16 protein-coding genes are annotated in these 18,462 nt (G+C 71.4%); 3 read left to right on the top strand and 13 right to left on the bottom strand.

Annotation, left to right across the window (positions count from 1 at the left end):
- Positions 1–12: 12 nt before the first annotated feature.
- From rplS to proS, 7 genes are all read right to left on the bottom strand, one after another.
- Entirely contained in the window at positions 13–363 is a 351-nt protein-coding gene (rplS, locus tag ABZ956_RS03815) for a 50S ribosomal protein L19 (RefSeq protein WP_071961628.1), read from the bottom strand.
- A 132-nt stretch (positions 364–495) separates the two neighbouring features.
- Positions 496–1,311, bottom strand: a complete 816-nt coding sequence (trmD, locus tag ABZ956_RS03810; protein ID WP_361886348.1) for a tRNA (guanosine(37)-N1)-methyltransferase TrmD — start codon at positions 1,309–1,311, stop codon at positions 496–498.
- Complete coding sequence (rimM, locus tag ABZ956_RS03805; RefSeq protein ID WP_361886345.1) at positions 1,311–1,955, bottom strand: ribosome maturation factor RimM; 645 nt, start codon at positions 1,953–1,955, stop codon at positions 1,311–1,313. Before rimM ends, trmD begins: the two co-directional genes overlap by 1 nt.
- Before the next feature lie 155 nt (positions 1,956–2,110).
- The gene (locus ABZ956_RS03800) at positions 2,111–2,347 is read right to left on the bottom strand and encodes an RNA-binding protein (RefSeq protein WP_360915465.1); all 237 of its coding nucleotides are present in this window, start codon (positions 2,345–2,347) and stop codon (positions 2,111–2,113) included.
- A gap of 2 nt (positions 2,348–2,349) precedes the next feature.
- A complete protein-coding gene (rpsP, locus tag ABZ956_RS03795) occupies positions 2,350–2,784 on the bottom strand; it encodes a 30S ribosomal protein S16 (protein ID WP_360915462.1) in 435 nt (144 codons plus the stop codon).
- A 187-nt stretch (positions 2,785–2,971) separates the two neighbouring features.
- Entirely contained in the window at positions 2,972–3,562 is a 591-nt protein-coding gene (locus ABZ956_RS03790; protein WP_360915459.1) for a hypothetical protein, read from the bottom strand.
- A 298-nt stretch (positions 3,563–3,860) separates the two neighbouring features.
- A complete protein-coding gene (gene proS / locus ABZ956_RS03785; protein WP_361886341.1) occupies positions 3,861–5,276 on the bottom strand; it encodes a proline--tRNA ligase in 1,416 nt (471 codons plus the stop codon).
- 317 nt (positions 5,277–5,593) lie between these two features.
- Here proS and ABZ956_RS03780 point away from each other — a divergent pair, with 317 nt between their 5' ends.
- A complete protein-coding gene (locus ABZ956_RS03780) occupies positions 5,594–6,421 on the top strand; it encodes a methyltransferase domain-containing protein (protein WP_361886338.1) in 828 nt (275 codons plus the stop codon).
- Between the two features lie 76 nt (positions 6,422–6,497).
- Here the strand turns inward: ABZ956_RS03780 and ffh are convergent, their stop codons facing one another.
- The 5 genes from ffh to ABZ956_RS03755 all read right to left on the bottom strand — a co-directional run bounded on the left by ffh (position 6,498) and on the right by ABZ956_RS03755 (position 13,955).
- Positions 6,498–8,048: a signal recognition particle protein gene (ffh, locus tag ABZ956_RS03775; protein WP_361886335.1), complete on the bottom strand. Its 1,551-nt coding sequence runs from the start codon at positions 8,046–8,048 to the stop codon at positions 6,498–6,500.
- Positions 8,049–8,192: 144 nt separating this feature from the next.
- Positions 8,193–10,601, bottom strand: coding sequence for a [protein-PII] uridylyltransferase (locus tag ABZ956_RS03770; protein ID WP_361886332.1), 2,409 nt, complete (start codon positions 10,599–10,601; stop codon positions 8,193–8,195).
- A 21-nt stretch (positions 10,602–10,622) separates the two neighbouring features.
- Entirely contained in the window at positions 10,623–10,961 is a 339-nt protein-coding gene (locus ABZ956_RS03765; protein ID WP_361886329.1) for a P-II family nitrogen regulator, read from the bottom strand.
- Positions 10,958–12,232 carry an ammonium transporter gene (locus ABZ956_RS03760; RefSeq protein ID WP_361886326.1) on the bottom strand — a complete coding sequence of 425 codons (1,275 nt, stop codon included), beginning with the start codon at positions 12,230–12,232 and terminating at the stop codon, positions 10,958–10,960. Before ABZ956_RS03760 ends, ABZ956_RS03765 begins: the two co-directional genes overlap by 4 nt.
- Positions 12,233–12,542: 310 nt before the next feature.
- On the bottom strand, positions 12,543–13,955 hold the full coding sequence (locus ABZ956_RS03755) for a hypothetical protein (protein WP_361886699.1): 1,413 nt from the start codon (positions 13,953–13,955) through the stop codon (positions 12,543–12,545).
- Positions 13,956–14,491: 536 nt separating this feature from the next.
- On the opposite strand from ABZ956_RS03755, the gene ABZ956_RS03750 reads away from it, so the two are divergent.
- Positions 14,492–15,163, top strand: coding sequence for a bifunctional DNA primase/polymerase (locus tag ABZ956_RS03750; RefSeq protein WP_361886323.1), 672 nt, complete (start codon positions 14,492–14,494; stop codon positions 15,161–15,163).
- 109 nt (positions 15,164–15,272) lie between these two features.
- Here ABZ956_RS03750 and ftsY read toward each other — a convergent pair whose 3' ends face one another.
- Positions 15,273–16,520, bottom strand: a complete 1,248-nt coding sequence (gene ftsY, locus ABZ956_RS03745) for a signal recognition particle-docking protein FtsY (protein WP_361886320.1) — start codon at positions 16,518–16,520, stop codon at positions 15,273–15,275.
- Positions 16,521–16,793: 273 nt separating this feature from the next.
- On the opposite strand from ftsY, the gene ABZ956_RS03740 reads away from it, so the two are divergent.
- The gene (locus ABZ956_RS03740) at positions 16,794–18,290 is read left to right on the top strand and encodes a cytosine permease (RefSeq protein ID WP_361886318.1); all 1,497 of its coding nucleotides are present in this window, start codon (positions 16,794–16,796) and stop codon (positions 18,288–18,290) included.
- Positions 18,291–18,462: the final 172 nt, after the last annotated feature.

Below are 18,462 nucleotides of genomic sequence, written 5' to 3'. Positions count from 1 at the left end.
CCGGTGAGAAGCTCAGTTGTCGCGCTTCTCCTTGATCTTCGCGGCCTTGCCGCGCAGCTCACGGAGGTAGTACAGCTTGGCGCGACGGACGTCACCGCGGGTCACGAGCTCGATCTTCTCGAAGATCGGGCTGTGCACCGGGAAGGTGCGCTCGACGCCGACGGAGAAGGAGACCTTGCGGACCGTGAAGGTCTCGCTGACGCCCGCGCCCTGGCGGCGGATGACGACACCCTTGAACTGCTGGATGCGGGAGCGGTTGCCCTCGATGACGCGAACGTGGACGTTCACGGTGTCGCCGGGGCGGAAGGCCGGGACGTCGGTGCGCAGGGACGCGCCGTTGACGTTGTCGAGCAGGGAGGACATGAGCGTCTGCTTCCTCGCCGATGCCACAGGTCATCAGCGGAATTCGTGCCGAAAGTGATGATGGTGCCGAAAGCGCCGGGCGGACGTCGTTCCCCCTGTGGCAGGGGCGTGCGCCGGACGCAAGGCAACGGCTTATTCTTCCACGACCGGACCCAGACGCCCAAATCGGCCGTCCTCGCCCGGCGCCCAGCCCAGGATCGAGAGCATTTCGCGGTCCTTCTTGTCGAAGGCGGCGGGGTCGGCCCGTTCGATCAGATCCGGCCGGTTCGCGGTCGTACGCCGGAACGCCTCGTCGCGGCGCCAGCGGGCGATCTTGCCGTGGTGGCCGCTGAGCAGGACGTCCGGGATGCCCCGGCCGCGCCACTGCGGCGGCTTGGTGTAGACGGGCCCTTCGAGCAGGTCGGCCATGGCGCCGGGGGCGAAGGAGTCGTCGCGGTGCGACTCGGCGTTGCCGAGCACACCGGGGAGCAGGCGGGCGATGGCCTCGACCATGACCAGCACCGGAGCCTCGCCGCCGGCCAGCACATAGTCGCCGATGGAGACCTCGCGCACGTCGAGGCGGTCGCCGTACTCCTCGATGACGCGGCGGTCGATGCCCTCGTAACGGGCGGGGGTGAAGACCAGCCACGGCTTCCCGGAGAGCTCGACGGCGAGCTCCTGGGTGAAGGGCTTGCCGCTGGGCGTCGGAACGACGATCACCGGACGGTCCTCGCCCTCCCCCGACTCGATGATCGAATCCAGCGCCTCGCCCCACGGCTCGGGCTTCATGACCATGCCGGGGCCGCCGCCGTAGGGGGTGTCGTCGACGGTGTTGTGCTTGTCGTGCGTCCACTCCCGCAGGTCGTGGACGCGTACGTCCAGCTGACCGCGGGCGCGGGCCTTGCCGACGAGCGAGACGTTCAGCGGCTCGAGGTACTCGGGGAAGATCGTGACGACGTCGAGGCGCATCAGGCGTCGCCCTCCGCGTCCTTGTCACGGGAGCCGGCGTCCGCGTCACGGGAGCCGGCGTCCTCGTCACGGGAGGCTTCCGCCTCGTCACCGGAGTCTTCCGCCTCGTCGCGCGAGCTGGCGACCTCGGCCTGGGCATCGTCGAGCAGCCCGCGCGGCGGGTCGACGACCGCGACCTGCCCCTCCAGGTCGATCTCGGTGACGATCTCGGAGACGAAGGGGATCATCACCTCGCTGCCGTCCGGCCGCTCGACGATGAAGAGGTCCTGGGACGGCAGGTGGGAGATCTCCGTGATCCGGCCGACGGCCGTGCCGTCGACGGTGATGACGTCGAGGTCCATCAGCTGGTGGTCGTAGAACTCCTCGGGGTCCTCGGGAGTCTCGTCCGGGTCCACCTCGGCGATCAGCAGGGTGTTGCGCAGCGCTTCGGCGGCGTTGCGGTCGCTGACGCCGGCGAAGCGCAGCAGCAGCCGTCCGCTGTGTACGCGACCGGTCTCGATGGTCAGCGGCCCCACCCCCGCGGGGTCGGTGGCCAGCACGGCGCCGGGTCCGAGCCGCAGCTCGGGCTCGTCCGTGCGCACCTCAACCGTGACCTCGCCCTTGATCCCATGGGCGCGGCCGATCCTGCCGACTACGAGCTGCACGCTGTGACTCCGTTGAGAAGGTGAGAAGGGTTGCGGAAAAGACAGAGAGCCGGGGGCGCGATGCCCCCGGCTCTCAGTGTCTCGCAACCATCGGTCGAGCGACCTCACGACCGACGGCCGCCGCCGCGTGCGCGGTGGCGGCCGGGTCGCACAGGTCAGACCTGGTCGACGTCGACGAGGTCGACGCGGATGCCGCGGCCGCCGAGGGCGCCCACGACGGTGCGCAGTGCACGCGCGGTGCGGCCGTTGCGGCCGATCACCTTGCCGAGGTCATCGGGGTGGACCCGGACCTCCAGCACACGCCCGCGACGCAGGTTGCGCGAGGCTACCTGGACGTCATCGGGGTTGTCGACGATGCCCTTGACGAGGTGCTCGAGAGCCTCCTCGAGCATGCTCAGGCCTCGGTCGACTCAGCGGACTCAGCCTCAGCGGCCTCGTCCTTCTTCTCCGACTTCTTCGCCTTCGGGGTGATGGCCTCACCCTTCGACGCGTCGGCGGCGTTCACGACGGCCTCGAAGAGACCGCTGTGGTCCTTCTTCGGCTCGGCGACGAGCATCGGGGCCGGGGCGGGCAGACCCTTGAACTTCTGCCAGTCGCCGGTGACCTTGAGGATGGCCAGGACGGGCTCGGTCGGCTGCGCGCCGACGCTCAGCCAGTACTGGGCACGCTCGCTGTCGACCTCGATGCGCGAGGGGTTCTGCACCGGGTGGTACAGGCCGATCTCCTCGATGGCCCGGCCGTCACGGCGGGTACGGGAGTCGGCGACGACGATGCGGTAGTGAGGCGAACGGATCTTGCCCAGACGCTTCAGCTTGATCTTGACTGCCACTGGAGTGGTGTCTCCTGGTCTTGACGTGGTTGGGCACAACGAGATGCCACGTGGGGTTTGCGGTACTCGGGGTGCCCGATGGACGCGTCAGCCGGAGGAGAGAGGGGTCCTGTGCGACTGTCGAGTACAGCGACCCATTGTGCCACACCGCCGCGCGGCCGCCGAACCCTGCCGGCGACCGCTCCGCTCAGCCGACCGAGACGGCCTCGGGGATCCGGAACGGCTGGCCGCAGCCACCGCACATGATCGGCGCCTGGGCGAGCACGGACGGAACGACGCGCACGTTACGCCCGCACTGGCACACCGCCTTCACCCGGACTCCGCCGCCGGAGGAGCCGTGCCGTGCCGCCGGCCCGCGGAACGTGCGCGAGGTGTCAGCGGTCGTGGCGACCGTGTGCGCCTTCAGGGCGCGCTGGAGTCTGTCGATCGTCGGGCGGTAGCGCTTGCGCGCCTCCGGATTGAGCACGACGAGCGAGAAGCCGCTGCTGGGATGCGGTTCCTCGCTGTGGTCGAGCCCGAGCTCCTCGGCGATCGCCAGGAACCGGCGGTTGTGATAGCGGCCGGCACGAGAGGTGTCCCGGACACCGCGGGCGGCCGCGATGCCGTGCACTGCCTCGTGCAGCAGCCTTTCGAAGGAGAGCTCGGCGCCGCAGGCGGACGACGACTCCCCGATCAACGATTCGGGCGCGGCTAGATCCGGCAGCTCGGGGTGGAACCGCTGAATGTCGGCCCACGCCTGCGCCAGCTCTGCGGCGAGAACAGGTGGTGTCGTGCTCACGTCGTGACAACGAGCGGGCACAGCCCGGTGTTCCGATACCGGGCCATCCCAAATAATTTGCACGTACCAGTCAGTTTCCCGCCTCATACGTCCTGAGGAGGGCGGGTGCGCAGAACTACGGAGAAGGCGGATTAGCCGCGCACCAGTTCGCAAGCCGGGACGTACTGACGCATCAGTAAGTGCGAAGCTCGCACACAAACCCCGGCGCACGCCGGAGCGCGAAACCCCCGGCCGTGCGCCTGAGCGCACGACCGGGGGCGGGACCGCGTGAGGATCAGCGGGGGGATCAGCGTGGGGATCAGTAGGCGCGGGCGACGAGCGCCACGGCGCCCGGGGCGTCGTCCGACTCCGGCACCGAGCCGTCCTCGGCCACCAGGCAGCGCACGGTCACGGCCTGCTCGGCCAGCTTGGCCTCGCCCTCCGCGCCCAGCGTCGCCCACGGGATGCGCGCCCAGCCGCCGGCGGCGGCCGCCTCGGCGGCCTCCTCGATGGTCTTCACATCCGTCGTACGGGACTCACGGCGCTCACGCGACTCGCGCAGCAGCTGCGCCTGGTCCTCCTCCAGGACCTTCGGCAGCAGCGCGGCCAGCTCGTCGATGCGCACCGGCTCCTTGCCGCCCGGAATGCGGCGGGCCAGCATGGCCGTGCCGTTCTCCAGGTCGCGCGGGCCGATCTCGATGCGGACGGGGACGCCCTTGAGCTCCCAGTCCACGGCGCGGCGGCCGAAGGGGGTGTCGGTGCGGTCGTCGACCTGGACCCGGACACCGGCGGCCTTGAGGACGTCGCCGATCTCGCGGACCTTGGCCAGCACGGCCTCGTCACCCTTGATCGCCAGGACCACGGCCTGGACGGGCGCCAGCCGCGGCGGGACGCGCAGACCGCTGTCGTCGCCGTGCGACATGATCAGACCGCCGACCATGCGGGTCGAGACGCCCCAGGACGTCTGCCACACCAGCTCCTGCTGCCCGCCCTTCGACAGGTAGGAGGTGTTGAACGCCTTGGCGAAGTTCTGGCCCAGCTCGTGGCTGGTGCCCATCTGCAGCGCCTTTCCGTCGCCCATCATGCCCTCGAGGGTGAGGGTGTTGATGGCGCCCGCGAAACGCTCCTTGGGCGTCTTGCGGCCGAGCACCACGTCGATGCCCAGGACGTTCACCATGAAGTCGTAGTAGACGTCCCGGTGGATACGGGCCGCGTAGTCACGGGCGTCCTCGTACGTGGCGTGGGCGGTGTGGCCCTCCTGCCAGAGGAATTCGCTCGTACGGAGAAAGACGCGCGGACGCATCTCCCAACGGACCACGTTCGCCCACTGATTGATCAGCAGGGGCAGGTCGCGGTAGCTCTGCACCCACTTCGAGAAGTACTCGTTGATGATCGTCTCGGACGTCGGCCGGACGACGACCGGCTCCTCCAGCTCCTTGCCGCCGCCGTGCGTGACGACCGCGAGCTCGGGGGCGAAGCCCTCGACGTGCTCCGCCTCCTTGGTGAGGTAGGACTGCGGAATGAACAGCGGGAAGTACGCGTTGGAGGCGCCCGCGTCCTTGATCCGGGCGTCCATCTCCTGCTGCATGCGCTCCCAGAGCCCGTAGCCGTACGGTCGGATGACCATGGTGCCGCGCACCGGGCCGTTGTCGGCCAGCTCGGCCTTGTTGATCAAGTCCTGGTACCAGCGCGGGAAGTCTTCCGCCTGGGGGGTGAGAATGGGAGCCTTTGCCATGCTGCGAATGGTACGGGGCCCGTCAGGCCGAGTGTGAATCCGTCCTCCCGGCACCCCCGCTTTCCCGCCCCGTCACCTGGCCGTGGGGCGCTGCCAGGGCCGTTCCATTTCATGCGATGACGCCCGGCACATGCCATCGTGGGCATACGGGAACGTTCTCGTGCCTTCCCCCTGGACTCCCGGCCTGAAGCGGAGTTCTCTGGCATCGGGGGGTTCTTCACCGCAACGCGCGCACGGCAGCACTCGGCAGCACTTCATGGGGGCGGGACCACGGACCAGGACCAGGACACCTCACCCGGCGGATTGGGGCGCATTCGATGACACCAACGCTCGTGCGGCGGCACCGGCCGTCCCCGACCTCGCCCGCTTCACGGGCCCGCGACTGGGCGGAAATCCAGGAACGGATGCTGGTTCCGCTTTACGAAGCGGTGTACGAGCGCCTGGAGGCCGGACCCGGCACCCGGCTGCTGAGCCTGGGCTGCGGATCCGGCCTCGCCCTGCTGATGGCCGCACACCGCGGCGCCGCGGTGTGCGGCGTCGACCCGGACGGCCGCCGACTGGAGCTGGCCCGCGAACGCCTGATGCCGGAGGGCGCCGCCGGCCGCGGCACCCGCCTCGGCATCGGCGGCCCGGAAACCGTGCTCGACCCCGACGGCCCGCCCTTCAACCTCGTGACCGCCTTCGACCCGCTCTTCTGCGCGGGCGCCGGCTCCCACGGCCTGGCCGAGGCCCTCTCCCGCGCCGCCGCCTGCGCCGAGCCCGGCTCCGCCGTCGTCCTCGCCGGCTGGGGCCCGCAGGAGCGCTGTGCCGCGTCCGGGGCGCTCCGGGTGGCCGCGCGCCTGGCCGATCCGATGTGCGCCCCCGCCCGCTGGCGCCTCAGCGGCCGCGACGACCTGGAGAACATCGCCCGCGAGGCCGGGCTCGCCCCGGACGGCTCGGGCCGGGTCGCCTGCCCGTACGGCTACGCCGACCTCGGCAGCGCCGTCCGCGGCCTGCTGTCCACGGGCGCCTTCGACGCGGCGGCCCGGGCAACGGACGAGGAGCAGGTCGTCAAGGAGCTGACCGAGGCGCTCCACCCGTACCTGCGGGGCGACGGGACGGTGTGGATGCCGAACGTCTTCCGCTATCTGATAGCGCGGGTCTGACCCCCCGCCCCGTACGCACGCCCATGACGCCGACAGCCCCCACGGCCGGGCCGAGGGGGCTGTCACACGGGCTCGGTCAGCCCATGAACTTCTTGAACTCGTCGGGGAGTTCGAAGTTCTGGGCGTCCTGGCCGCCGGGCGGCAGGCCCAGCGGGTTGGCGGCCTGCGCCTGCTCGCGGCGGGCGGCCGCGGCCTGCTCCTCGGCCTTGCGCTTCATCGGGTTGCCGCTCTGGCGCTTGCCCTTGGCCTGCTTGACCTGCTTCTTCTTCTTGCCGGGGCCGCCGCCCATGCCCGGGATGCCGGGCATGCCCGGCATGCCGCCGCCCTGGGCCATGCGCGACATCATCTTGCGGGCCTCGAAGAAGCGCTCGACGAGGTTCTTCACGGCGCTGACGTCCACACCGGAACCCTTGGCGATACGGGCACGGCGCGAGCCGTTGATGATCGTCGGGTCCTGGCGCTCGCCCGGGGTCATCGACTTGATGATCGCGGCGGTGCGGTCGACGTCGCGCTCGTCGAGGTTGTTGATCTGGTCCTTGATCTGCCCCATGCCGGGCAGCATGCCGAGCAGCTTGGAGATGCTGCCCATCTTGCGGACCTGCTCCATCTGGGACAGGAAGTCGTCGAGCGTGAACTCCTTGGGCCCCTTCGCCAGCTTGGCCGCCATCTTCTCGGCCTCGTCCTGGCTGAAGGTCTGCTCGGCCTTCTCGATGAGGCTGAGCATGTCGCCCATGCCGAGGATGCGGGACGCCATGCGGTCCGGGTGGAACGCGTCGAAGTCGTCCAGCTTCTCGCCGTTGGAGGCGAACATGATCTGCTTGCCGGTCACGTGCGCGACCGACAGCGCGGCACCACCGCGGGCGTCGCCGTCGAGCTTGGAGAGCACCACGCCGTCGAAGCCGACGCCGTCGCGGAAGGCCTCGGCGGTGTTGACCGCGTCCTGACCGATCATCGCGTCGACGACGAAGAGGATCTCGTCGGGCGAGACGGCGTCACGGATGTCCGCGGCCTGCTGCATCATCTCGGCGTCGATGCCGAGGCGGCCGGCGGTGTCGACGATGACGATGTCGTATTGCTTGGTACGGGCGTACTCGATCGAGTCCTTGGCCACCTGCACCGGGTCGCCCACGCCGTTGCCGGGCTGGGGCCCGTAGAAGCCGACGGCGGCGCGCTCGGCGACGACGCCGAGCTGGTTGACGGCGTTGGGACGCTGGAGGTCGCACGCGACGAGCAGCGGGGCGTGGCCCTGGCCCTTGAGCCAGTGACCGAGCTTTCCGGCCAGCGTGGTCTTACCGGCACCCTGCAGACCGGCGAGCATGATGACGGTCGGCGCGGTCTTGGCGAAGCGCAGGCGGCGGGTCTCGCCGCCGAGGATGCCGATGAGCTCCTCGTTGACGATCTTGATGACTGTTTGAGCGGGATTCAGGGCCCTGGAAACCTCGGCGCCCATCGCCCGTTCCTTGACCTGCTTGATGAACGCGCGGACGACGGGCAGCGCCACGTCGGCCTCGAGAAGGGCGATGCGGATCTCGCGTGCCGTGGCATCGATGTCCGCCTCGCTGAGGCGCCCCTTGCCGCGAAGGTTCTTGAAAGTCGCTGCGAGGCGATCGGAAAGAGTGTCGAACACGGCGGTCGCAGATCCTCGGGTCGGGGGCGGGTCAGTCGCACCCAGGGTATCCGGCCCGGCAAGCGCGACGTCCTCGCCTGCCGAATCCGGCGAAATAGACGAGGGGCGCCACCTCGGCGCCCGTCGTGCGAGGGCGGCGGGCTCTCACCCCGCCGCCCGGTCCAACGCCTCCTCCACGCGCCGCGCCACCGCCACCGCCTCCCCCTCCCCCAGCGGGGCCCCACCCACGTCCGTCACATAGAAGGCGTCCACCACGTTCGCCCCCAGCGTGCTCACGTGCGCGCTGCGCACCCGGACCCGCGCCTCGTCCAGGGCCCGGCCGATGCGGTGCAGCAGGCCGGGGGCGTCGTGGGCCCGTACCTCCAGGACCGTGGCGATCTTCGAGCCCCCGGTCGCGACCGCCACCCGCGCCGGCGCGTGCGCCACTCCCCTGCGCCGCCGGCCGTAGGCGGCCTCGCGCTCGGCCAGGCGCCCGGCGATGTCCAGCGAGCCGTCCAGGGCCCGTACGAGGTCGCCGCGCAGCAGCGCGGCCTCGGGGGGCGCGCCGTACTCGGCCGCCACCCGCCAGTTCAGCAGCAGGGCGCCGCCCAGGCCGCGCAGCTCCGCCGTGCGGACCGTCAGGCGGTGCAGGGCGAGGACGCCGGCCGTCGCCGGCAGCACGCCGGGCTGGTCGGGGATGGCGACAGTCAGCTCCAGGGTGTCGCCGACGCTCTCGGAGGGCGGGCTCAGGGCCACCACCGGACCGGCCGTGCGCAGCGCCTCGGCCGCCAGTGCCTCCTCCCGGGCCGTCGGCGCCGCCGGCTCCGCGTGGTCCGCCACCGGCTCCCCGGCCAGGGCCGCGGCCGCGCGCCGGACCAGCTCGGCCACCAGCGAGGCCCGCCAGGCGCTCCACGCGGCCGGTCCCGTGGCGAGGGCGTCGGCCTCGGTCAGCGCGTGCAGCAGCTCCAGGGTCGTGGCGCGGCCGACCGCGTCCGTGACCGTCCGGATGGTGGCGGGGTCGTCGAGGTCGCGGCGGGTGGCGGTCTCGGCGAGAAGGAGGTGGTGGCGTACGAGCGTGGCGAGGACGTCGGTGTCGGCGGTGTCGAGGCCGAGGCGGGGGGCGATGTCGCGGGCGAGGGCCTCGCCCGCGGCACTGTGGTCGCCGGGGCGTCCCTTGCCGAGGTCGTGCAGGAGTGCGGCGATGAGCAGCAGGTCGGGGCGGCCGACGCGGCGGGTGAGGGCCGAGGCGCGGACGGCCGTCTCGATCAGGTGCCGGTCGACGGTCCAGCGGTGCACGGGGTTGCGCTGCGGCCGGCAGCGCACGTGTTCCCACTCGGGCAGCAGCCGGGAGACCAGGCCCTCGGCCTCCAGGGCCTCCCAGACGGCCACGGTCGACTCGCCCGACCCGAGGAGGGTGACGAGCTGTTCGCGGGCCTCCGCGGGCCACGGCAGGGGCAGGGGGGCGGCGCCGGCCATGCGCCGCACGGCGTGCCGTGACAGCGGCAGCCCCGCCTGGGCGGCGGCCGCGGCCGCGCGCAGGGGCAGGACCGGGTCGCGGTCGGGGCGTGCGGTACGGGCCAGGACGACCTCGCCGTCCTGTTCGACGACGCCTTCGGCGAGCGGGATCCGCTCGGGCTCGACGAAGCCGCCCCGGCCACCGCGGCCGCCGAGGATGCGGCGCAGCCGGGGCCGGCCGGACCGGGCCCGCAGCACCCGGCCCACCTCGCGCCAGGTGACGTCGGCGGCGTAGGAGACGGTGCGGGCGGCCTCGTACACCCCGCGCAGCAGCGCGTCGGCGTCGGCGAGGCCGAGGCCGGCGGCGACCTCGGCCTGTTCCTGCAGGGCGAGCCGGTCGGTGGCCCGGCCGGTGGTCAGGTGGAGGGCGTCGCGGGTGTCCAGGAGGAGGGAACGGGCGTGTTCGAGGCCCTCGCGGGGGGCGTCGGCGAGCCAGGAGGCGGCGACGGCGCGCAGGGCGGTGGCGTCGCGCAGTCCGCCGCGCGCCTCCTTCAGGTCGGGCTCCAGCAGGAACCGCAGCTCGCCCTGGCGCCGGGCGCGTTCCTCGCACAGCTCGCGCAACTCGGGCAGCCGGGCCGGGGCCTGGGCGCGCCAGTCCTCGTAGGCGGCGGTGCGCAGGGCGCGGGTCAACGCCGCGTCGCCGGCGATGTGGCGGGCGTCGAGGAGGCCGAGGTGGGCCTTGAGGTCGCCGGAGGCGGTCTTGCGGGCCTCGGCGGGGGTGCGTACGGAGTGGTCGAGGGCCAGGCCCATGTCCCAGACGGGGTACCAGACGCGGTCGGCGACGGCGGCGATGCCGGGGGCGCCGGTCCTGCCGTCGTGCAGGAGGAGGACGTCGAGGTCGCTGCGCGGGGAGAGCTCGCCGCGCCCGTAGCCGCCGACGGCCACGAGCGCGACGCCCTGGGAGGGGCCCAGGAGGCCGCTCAGCCACCGGTCGGTGAGCCGGGCGAGCCCCGCCCGCAACGGCGGTCCGGACAGGGACTCCTCGTGCAGGAGCCGCAGCCGGGCCGCGGCGTAGCCGCCGGCGTCCGGGTCGGTGGCGGCGGCCTCGGTGCGCGTCATGTCAGGCCCCTTCCCGGGTGCTCAGAGCGCGTCGGCGCCGCGCTCGTCGGTGCGGACGCGGACGACCGTCTCGACGGGGACGACCCACACCTTGCCGTCGCCGATCTTGTCGGTGCGGGCGGCCGCGACGACGACGTCGATGATGTCGTCGGCGTCGGCGTCCTCGGCGAGGATCTCGACGCGGATCTTGGGCACGAGGTCGATCTCGTACTCGGCGCCCCGGTAGACCTCGGTGTGGCCGCGCTGGCGTCCGTAGCCGCTGGCCTGTGTGACGGTCAGGCCCTTGACGCCGAAGGCCTGCAGCGCCTTCTTGACGTCCTCGAACCGGTGCGGCTTGACGACCGCGGTGATGAGCTTCATGCGTCCACCTTCTTGTTCCGGGTCTGCTGCGCGGGGGCGGGCGTCGCGCCGCGGCCGGCCGCGGCGCCGCCCACGGCGCTGAAGTCGTACGCGCTTTCGGCGTGGTAGGCCTGGTCGACGCCGCTGAGCTCGTCCTCCTCGCTCGCCCGGAAGCCGATCAGCTTGTCGACGAGTTTGGCGAGCAGCCAGGAGACGGTGAAGGAGTAGGCCAGGACGGAGAACGCCCCGACGGCCTGGCGGCCGAGCTGGGTCGGGCCGCCGACGCCGCCGGTGGCCAGGAGGCCGACGAGCAGGGTGCCGATGATGCCGCCGACGAGGTGGACGCCGACGACGTCGAGGGAGTCGTCGAAGCCGAGCTTGAACTTCCATCCGACGGCCCAGGAGCAGACGGCGCCGGCGACGAGGCCGATGAGGATGGCGCCGAAGGCGTTGACGGCCGCGCCGGCCGGGGTGATGGCGACCAGCCCCGCGACGGCGCCGGAGGCGGCGCCCAGGGTGGTGAACGCGCCATGCCTGACGCGCTCGTAGGCGAGCCAGCCGAGCATGGCCGCGCCCGTGGCGACCTGGGTGTTCATGGCCATGTTGGCGGCGACGCCGTTGGCGGCGAGCGCCGAGCCGGCGTTGAAGCCGAACCAGCCGAACCACAGCAGCCCCGCGCCGAGGATCACCAGCGGCAGGTTGTGGGGGCGCATGGGGTCCTTCTTGAAGCCGATGCGCTTGCCGACGACGAGGACGGCGGCCAGCGCGCCGATGCCCGCGTTGATGTGGACGGCGGTGCCGCCGGCGAAGTCGATCACCTTGAGCTTGAAGAGCCAGCCGTCGGCCTGCCAGACCCAGTGGGCGACGGGGAAGTAGACGATCGTCACCCAGAGCGTGATGAACAGCGCCCAGGCGCTGAATTTCACGCGGTCCGCGAGGGCACCGCTCATCAGGGCGGGGGTGAGGACGGCGAACATCAGCTGGAAGAGGGCGAAGGCCAGGACCGGGATGCCCTCCTTGCCGCCGGTGAGGGTCTCGGGGCTGATGCCCTGGAAGCCGACGTGGTCGAGGTTGCCCAGGAGCCCGGCGCCGATGTCATCGCCGAACGCGAGCGAGTAGCCGAAGAGCACCCACAGGACGCTGACGATGCCGAGCGAGATGAAGGACATCATCAGCATGTTGAGTGCGCTCTTGACCCGCACCATGCCGCCGTAGAAGAAGGCCAGGGCCGGTGTCATCAGCATCACGAGCGCGGCACTGATCAATACGAATGCGGTATCTGCGCCATTCAATGTCGATGTCTCCTCGTGGCCGCGGCCCGGGCCCCCGTGCGGGCCGGTCTTCCCAGTGGGCCGGTGTCGCCACGAGGCTCGCGCGGCACGGTTTCAGCCGGTGCCACGGGTTGTTTCGCGCCGGTGACGATGAGAGGGGACGTGTTACGCCCGGATGAACGGCGGGATCGCGGCCCGCGCCGTGCGTTAACGCGGCTCCCGGGCAGAGGAAACCGACCGCGGCGGCCCTCCGGAGTGACCTGGCGTGGGGGGCCGAGTCGGGCTGTACGGGAGGGACACCGCGGCCGGGCAAAGGGGCCGGACGGCTTTTTCAGACCGCGTGGGCGGACTCGGCGGATTCCGGCAGATGGACGGCGAGTTGCTCGGTCAGCTGTACGACCTCGGCGACCTCGCCGAATTCACGGACGGCGTTGTCGACGGTCTTGCGCAGGCGGTTGCTGACCCGCTCGGACCGCACCTGCTTGGCGATCCTCAGCGCCTTCCCGGCCAGGACGGCGCCCTCTTCCGGCTCGCGCTCCAGCAGGTGCACGGTGGCCATGCCGATGAGGTTGAGCGCGTACGAACGCTGGTGTTCGTTGTCCTGCTCGAACAGCTCGACGGCCCGCTCCATCTTCGGGCGCGCCAGCGAGGCGTAGGTGGGGCTGCGGCCGGCCACATAGGCGAGGTCGCGGAAGGAGTGGGCGTTCTCGGCGTTGAGCTCGGCTTCGGAGAAGAACCGGATCCAGTCGGGATCGCCGTCGCCCGGCTCGCAGTCGCCGAAGCAGTCCTCGGCCATGCTCACCGCGCGCTTGACCTTCGCGGGCTGGCCCATGTTGGCGTACGCGCGGGCCTCCATCGCATACAACATGGCCTGCGTCCGCGGGGTGGCCGTCTCGCGCGATCCGTACTGCCCGAGGTGGATGAGCTCCAGGGCGTCGTCCGGGCGGCCCAGGTGGATCATCTGGCGGCTCATGCTGGAGAGGATGTACGAGCCCAGGGGGCGGTTGCCGGCCTCCTTGGCGGCGTGCAGGGCCAGGACGAAGTACTTCTGGGCGGTGGGGTGCAGCCCGATGTCGTAGCTCATCCATCCGGCGAGCTGGGACAGCTCGGCGGCGACCTGGAACAGCCGCCGGGAGGTGTCCTCGGGCTGCGGTTCCTGCAGCAGGTCGGTGACCTCGTGGAGCTGTCCCACCACGGCCTTGCGGCGCAGGCCGCCGCCGCACTGGGCGTCCCACTGCCGGAACATCACGGCCGTGGACTCCAGCAGCTCCAGCTCCGGGGCGGAGAGCCGGGAGCGGCGGGGCCGCTCCCGGTCCGACGTGCCCGCCCTCTCGCGGCCCGTGGGGCCGGGCACCAGCCAGCGCTGCATGGGCTCGATGAGGGCGGGCCCGGCGGACAGGGCGAGCGAGGTCCCGAGGAAGCCGCGGCGCGCCAGCATCAGGTCGCTGCGGGAGAACTCGCTCAGCAGCTCGACGGTCTGCGGAGCCGCCCAGGGCAGGTCCACGCCCGACACGGACGGTGACTGGTGCGCGGCGCGCAGCCCGATGTCCTCGACGCCCACCACGCAGCCGAAGCGCTCGGAGAACAGCTCGGAGAGGATTTTCGGAATCGGCTCGCGCGGCTGCTCACCGTCCAGCCAGCGGCGTACGCGGGAGGTGTCGGTGCTGATGTGATGGGCACCCAGCTGGCGCGCCCTGCGGTTCACCTGCCGGGCCAGCTCGCCCTTCGACCATCCGCTGCGCATGAACCACGAGTTCAGCTGCTCGTTGGGGCGCTTCTCGGCCTTATCAGCCCTGTCGGCACCACCGGTACCACTGACATTGCCGCCCACGGGAACGCCCCCATCCGAAACTCTGCGTCTACGCGTCTGCGTCCATGACGTGCATCAACATCCACGCGTGCAACCACATCCATAGCGTGCGTCCGCACGTCTACGCGTGAACCGCCAACAGCTTGCCGCGTATTGCGGCCGCTTGTCCGGCAGGGCCCATGTACCGAAAGTAATCCTACGATCACCGGTCACGCGAGGGCAGTCCAGTAAACGCCACCATTCGCCACCCCAATGAATGAACTCCTTCCGCCCACATCGCGATTGACTTGACACGGAACGAACGTGAGGAAACCAGCGAGAAGGTGAAGAGGTGCGCGCCACGGCGCGCGACTTGTGGCTCACCACCGCTCGCGCACCGTCGCGCCGCCTCGGGGCATGGGTCGGCAACGGTCCGTGTCCGAGACACTCCGACACGTAACCAACTGCGAGCACGACCCGTTGGAGGGGGCATGGGCTTCACAATCGGCGGCATCCGGGATCTGCGCTCGAGCTCTCGGCGTCGGGGCCGCGCGTCCGAGTCCGTGACGACGGTCGCGGAGTACACCGGCCTGTGGGGGTGGGACGTCGTTCCCGGCGCCCGGGCCTCGCGCGGCAGCCGGGTCAGCTGCTCGTGCGGCGCCGCCGACTGCCCCGCGCCCGGGGCGCACCCGCTCTCGTTCGCCCCGCCCGTCAAGGCCGGCTCCACGCTGGACGAGGCGGCGGCGGCCTGGTCCGAGGTGCCCGGCGCGGCCGTACTGCTGCCCGTGGGGCGCACGTTCGACGTACTGGAGGTCGCGGAGGCGGCGGGCCGGCACGCGCTGGCGCGGCTGGAGCGGATGGGGGTGCCGCTGGGCCCCGTGGCCCTCACCCCGCACGGCCGCGCGCTGTTCTTCGTGGCTCCCGGCGCCGCCGCCGAACTCCCCCAGCTCCTGTACCGCATGGGCTGGGACGACGCCCGGCTCGATCTGCGTGGTCTGGGCCATGGCGATCACATCACGGCGCCGCCGTCGGACTACGCGGGCCTGGGCCCGATGCGCTGGCTGCTGCCGCCGGCGCTGGACACGGCGGGCCGCCCGCCGGAGGCCCGGCTGCTGCTGGGGACGCTGGCGTACGTGTGCCACCGGTCCGCGGGCGCCGGCTGAGCACGCCCGCCGGCCCCGTGTGCGAAAGGGCCCCCGCCGCAGCTGCACCTGCGGCGGGGGCCCTTTCTCCTGTCGTTCCTCCGCGCGTCCCTTCCGGCCGCCGGGGCCGTCAGTCGCCGATGAGGGCGTCCACGAACGCCTCGGGCTCGAAGGGCGCCAGGTCGTCCGCGCCCTCGCCCAGGCCCACGAGCTTGACCGGCACGCCCAGTTCGCGCTGGACCGCCACGACGATGCCGCCCTTGGCGGTGCCGTCGAGCTTGGTGAGGACGATGCCGGTGATGTTCACGACCTCGGCGAAGACGCGCGCCTGCACCAGGCCGTTCTGGCCGGTGGTGGCGTCGAGGACCAGCAGCACCTCGTCGACCGAGCCGTGCTTCTCCACGACGCGCTTGACCTTGCCGAGCTCGTCCATGAGCCCGGTCTTGGTGTGCAGCCGGCCGGCGGTGTCGACGAGCACGACGTCCGCGTTCTCGGCGATGCCCTCCTTGACCGCGTCGAAGGCGATCGACGCCGGGTCGCCGCCCTCGGGGCCGCGGACCGTACGGGCGCCCACGCGCTCGCCCCAGGTCTGGAGCTGATCGGCGGCGGCGGCGCGGAAGGTGTCCGCCGCGCCCAGGACGACGGACTTGCCGTCGGCGACGAGCACACGGGCGAGCTTGCCCGTGGTGGTGGTCTTGCCGGTGCCGTTGACGCCGACGACCATGACGACGCCGGGCTTCTCCTCGCCGTTCACGCCCACACCCGGCTCGGTGTGGACGCTGCGGTCGAAGTCCGGGCCGATGAGGGTCAGCAGCTCCTCGCGGAGCAGGGCGCGCAGCTCGTCGGGCGTGCGGGTGCCGAGCACCTTCACCCGCTCGCGCAGCCGCTCCACCAGTTCCTGCGTCGGCGCGACGCCGACGTCGGCGGTGAGCAGGGTGTCCTCGATCTCCTCCCAGGTGTCCTCGTCGAGGTGCTCGCGGGAGAGCAGGGTCAGCAGACCCTTGCCGAGGGAGTTCTGCGAGCGGGAGAGGCGGGCGCGCAGCCGCACGAGGCGGCCGGCGGTGGGCTCCGGGACCTCGATCTCGGGCGCGGCCGGTGCCGCGGCGGCCTCGGCCGCGGTCTCCGGCTCGACGACGGGAGCGGTCTCCTCCGCGGCGGGCGCCTCGGGGAGCTCTACTTCTTCTACGGTGCGGCGCGGTTCCGCGCGCGGGGTCTCGGCCTCCTCGCCGACGTGCGGCTCGGCGGGCGGCGCGGTGACGGACGGGCTGCTCGGCGGAGCGGGGGGCAGCTGCTTCTTCTTGCGGCTGCTGACCACGAGCCCGCTGATCGCGCCGAGCGCGACCACAGCGATGACTACAGCAAGGATGACGATGTCCATAACGCACCCAGTATCGGACACCGAGTGGCACGGACGCCGCCGTGGCATTTCGGGGCATGTCCGGAGCCGGCCCGCGGCTGGATTCGAGGGGGTGTGGGTGGCTGGTTTTTGGATGTTGCCACGAGGACTAATGGCACTAACCGACCAAAGTTAGAGCAAAGTACGATGGCGTGGGGCCGCGCGACGCGCGTAGAGTCCCAACGTCCCTTTCTGCCCAGGCCGGCCTCCCGCCCTGCTTCACCCCGCACGGAGCCCCCCGACATGGCCCCTCACATGGACAACGCTGCCAACGGCGCCAACGTGTCCAGTACCGCCTCCGACGCCGAAGGCGTCGACGGCGCGATAGAAACCCGCGGCATCGAGCCCGTACCCGACAACGAGCGGCACGGCCGGGTCCGGGAGCTCTTCCCGACCTGGGTCGCCGCCAACATCAGCGTGCTGCTGCTCACCATGGGCGCGTCGCTGGTGGTCTTCAACGCCCTGAACTTCTGGCAGGTCCTGATCGTCGCGGCGTGCGCCGCGGTCGTGTCGTTCGGCCTGGTCGGCGTGTTGTCGGTCTCCGGCAAGTGGGGCGGCGCCCCCGGCGCGATGCTCTCCCGTGCGACCTTCGGTGTGCGCGGCAACCTCTTCCCGGGCTCGATCCTCTGGGTCGCCCGCTTCGGCTGGGAGACGATCAACGCGGTCACCGGCGCGTACGCGGTGCTGACCGTTCTGGACCTGCTCTTCGGCGTGAAGAGCAACACCGTGCTGATCGTGGTCACGCTGTTCGTCTTCGTCGCCTGCACGTTCCTGGTGAGCGGCATGGGGCGCAAGGCGCTCAACGTGTGCAACAAGTGGTCGACGTACCTCTTCGGCGTCTTCAGCGTGCTGGTGCTCGGCTACCTGATCGCCAACATCTCGTGGGACGACGTCTTCTCCAAGCCCGCGGGCACGACGGCGATGATGATCGCCGGCATCGGCACGATCGCCGCCGGTGGCATCAGCTGGGTCCCCACCGGGCCCGACTTCGCGCGCTACCTGCCGCACGCGGCGTCCGGCAAGAAGATCGTCGGTGCGACGGTCTCGGGTGCCGGCCTGGTGATGGTGCCGATGGTCCTCATGGGTGCCGTGATGGCCGTGGCCACGCCCGAGCTCGCCGACGCGCCCGACCCGGTGTCCTTCCTCGGCGACATCCTGCCGACGTGGCTGGCGGTTCCGTACCTGGTCACCGCGATCGTGGGCATGCTGCTGATCAACAGCCTGTCGATGTACTCGGCCGGCTTCACCGCCCAGACCATGGGCGTCAAGCTGCCGCGGGCGATGGCCGTCAGCATCAACGCGCTGATCTCCCTCGTGGGCGGTCTGCTGCTGATGCTCGTCGCGGAGAGCTTCCTCAGCTCCTTCATCACGTTCCTGATCCTGCTGGCCGTCTCCTTCTCCGCCTGGATCGGCGTCTACGCGGTGGACATGGCACGACGTCGGGCGCGTGCCGTCCGGTACGACGCCGAGGGGCTGATGGACACGGGCCGTACGAGCCGGTACTGGTACGTGGGCGGCTTCTGCTGGCAGGCGATGACGGCGTGGACCGTGGCGCTGGCGGCGGGCATCTGCTTCACGAAGTGCGACTGGTTCAGCGGGCCGCTGTCCGGCACGTTCATCGGCAAGTACGGCCTGGGCTGGGCGGCGACGATCGTGATCTCGGCGGTCATGATGGCTGTCCTGCCGGTCCCCCGGGAGGGCGAGGCGGCCACTGAGTCCGCCGACGCCGAGCGCGAGAAGGTTGCCGCGTAAGCGCTGACGCTGACCGCTGACTTTGGATGTGGAGAGGGCCCCCTGTCGGGGGCCCTCTTCGTTTTGCGCGCCGCGCTGTGGGCCGGGGGCGGCCAGCCGTACCGCCCGTTTGTGGGCGGCCGTACCGCCCGTTTGTGGGCAATCGTTCCGCAGGGCGGAACGGGTGGGCACA

Origin of the sequence: Streptomyces sp. NPDC046261 (assembly GCF_040646235.1) — a bacterium.
Taxonomy (GTDB): Bacteria; Actinomycetota; Actinomycetes; order Streptomycetales; family Streptomycetaceae; genus Streptomyces.
This window is presented reverse-complemented; position numbering and strand designations above follow the sequence as displayed.

Bases quoted from the DNA above. Each gene is read 5' to 3' on its own strand.
- rplS (WP_071961628.1), bottom strand. From the start codon at position 363: ATGTCCTCCCTGCTCGACAACGTCAACGGCGCGTCCCTGCGCACCGAC.
- trmD (WP_361886348.1), bottom strand. From the start codon at position 1,311: ATGCGCCTCGACGTCGTCACGATCTTCCCCGAGTACCTCGAGCCGCTG.
- ABZ956_RS03800 (WP_360915465.1), bottom strand. From the start codon at position 2,347: ATGCTCGAGGAGGCTCTCGAGCACCTCGTCAAGGGCATCGTCGACAAC.
- proS (WP_361886341.1), bottom strand. From the start codon at position 5,276: ATGGCAAAGGCTCCCATTCTCACCCCCCAGGCGGAAGACTTCCCGCGC.
- ABZ956_RS03780 (WP_361886338.1), top strand. From the start codon at position 5,594: ATGACACCAACGCTCGTGCGGCGGCACCGGCCGTCCCCGACCTCGCCC.
- ABZ956_RS03770 (WP_361886332.1), bottom strand. From the start codon at position 10,601: ATGACGCGCACCGAGGCCGCCGCCACCGACCCGGACGCCGGCGGCTAC.
- ABZ956_RS03765 (WP_361886329.1), bottom strand. From the start codon at position 10,961: ATGAAGCTCATCACCGCGGTCGTCAAGCCGCACCGGTTCGAGGACGTC.
- ABZ956_RS03755 (WP_361886699.1), bottom strand. From the start codon at position 13,955: ATGCGCAGCGGATGGTCGAAGGGCGAGCTGGCCCGGCAGGTGAACCGC.
- ABZ956_RS03750 (WP_361886323.1), top strand. From the start codon at position 14,492: ATGGGCTTCACAATCGGCGGCATCCGGGATCTGCGCTCGAGCTCTCGG.
- ftsY (WP_361886320.1), bottom strand. From the start codon at position 16,520: ATGGACATCGTCATCCTTGCTGTAGTCATCGCTGTGGTCGCGCTCGGC.
- ABZ956_RS03740 (WP_361886318.1), top strand. From the start codon at position 16,794: ATGGACAACGCTGCCAACGGCGCCAACGTGTCCAGTACCGCCTCCGAC.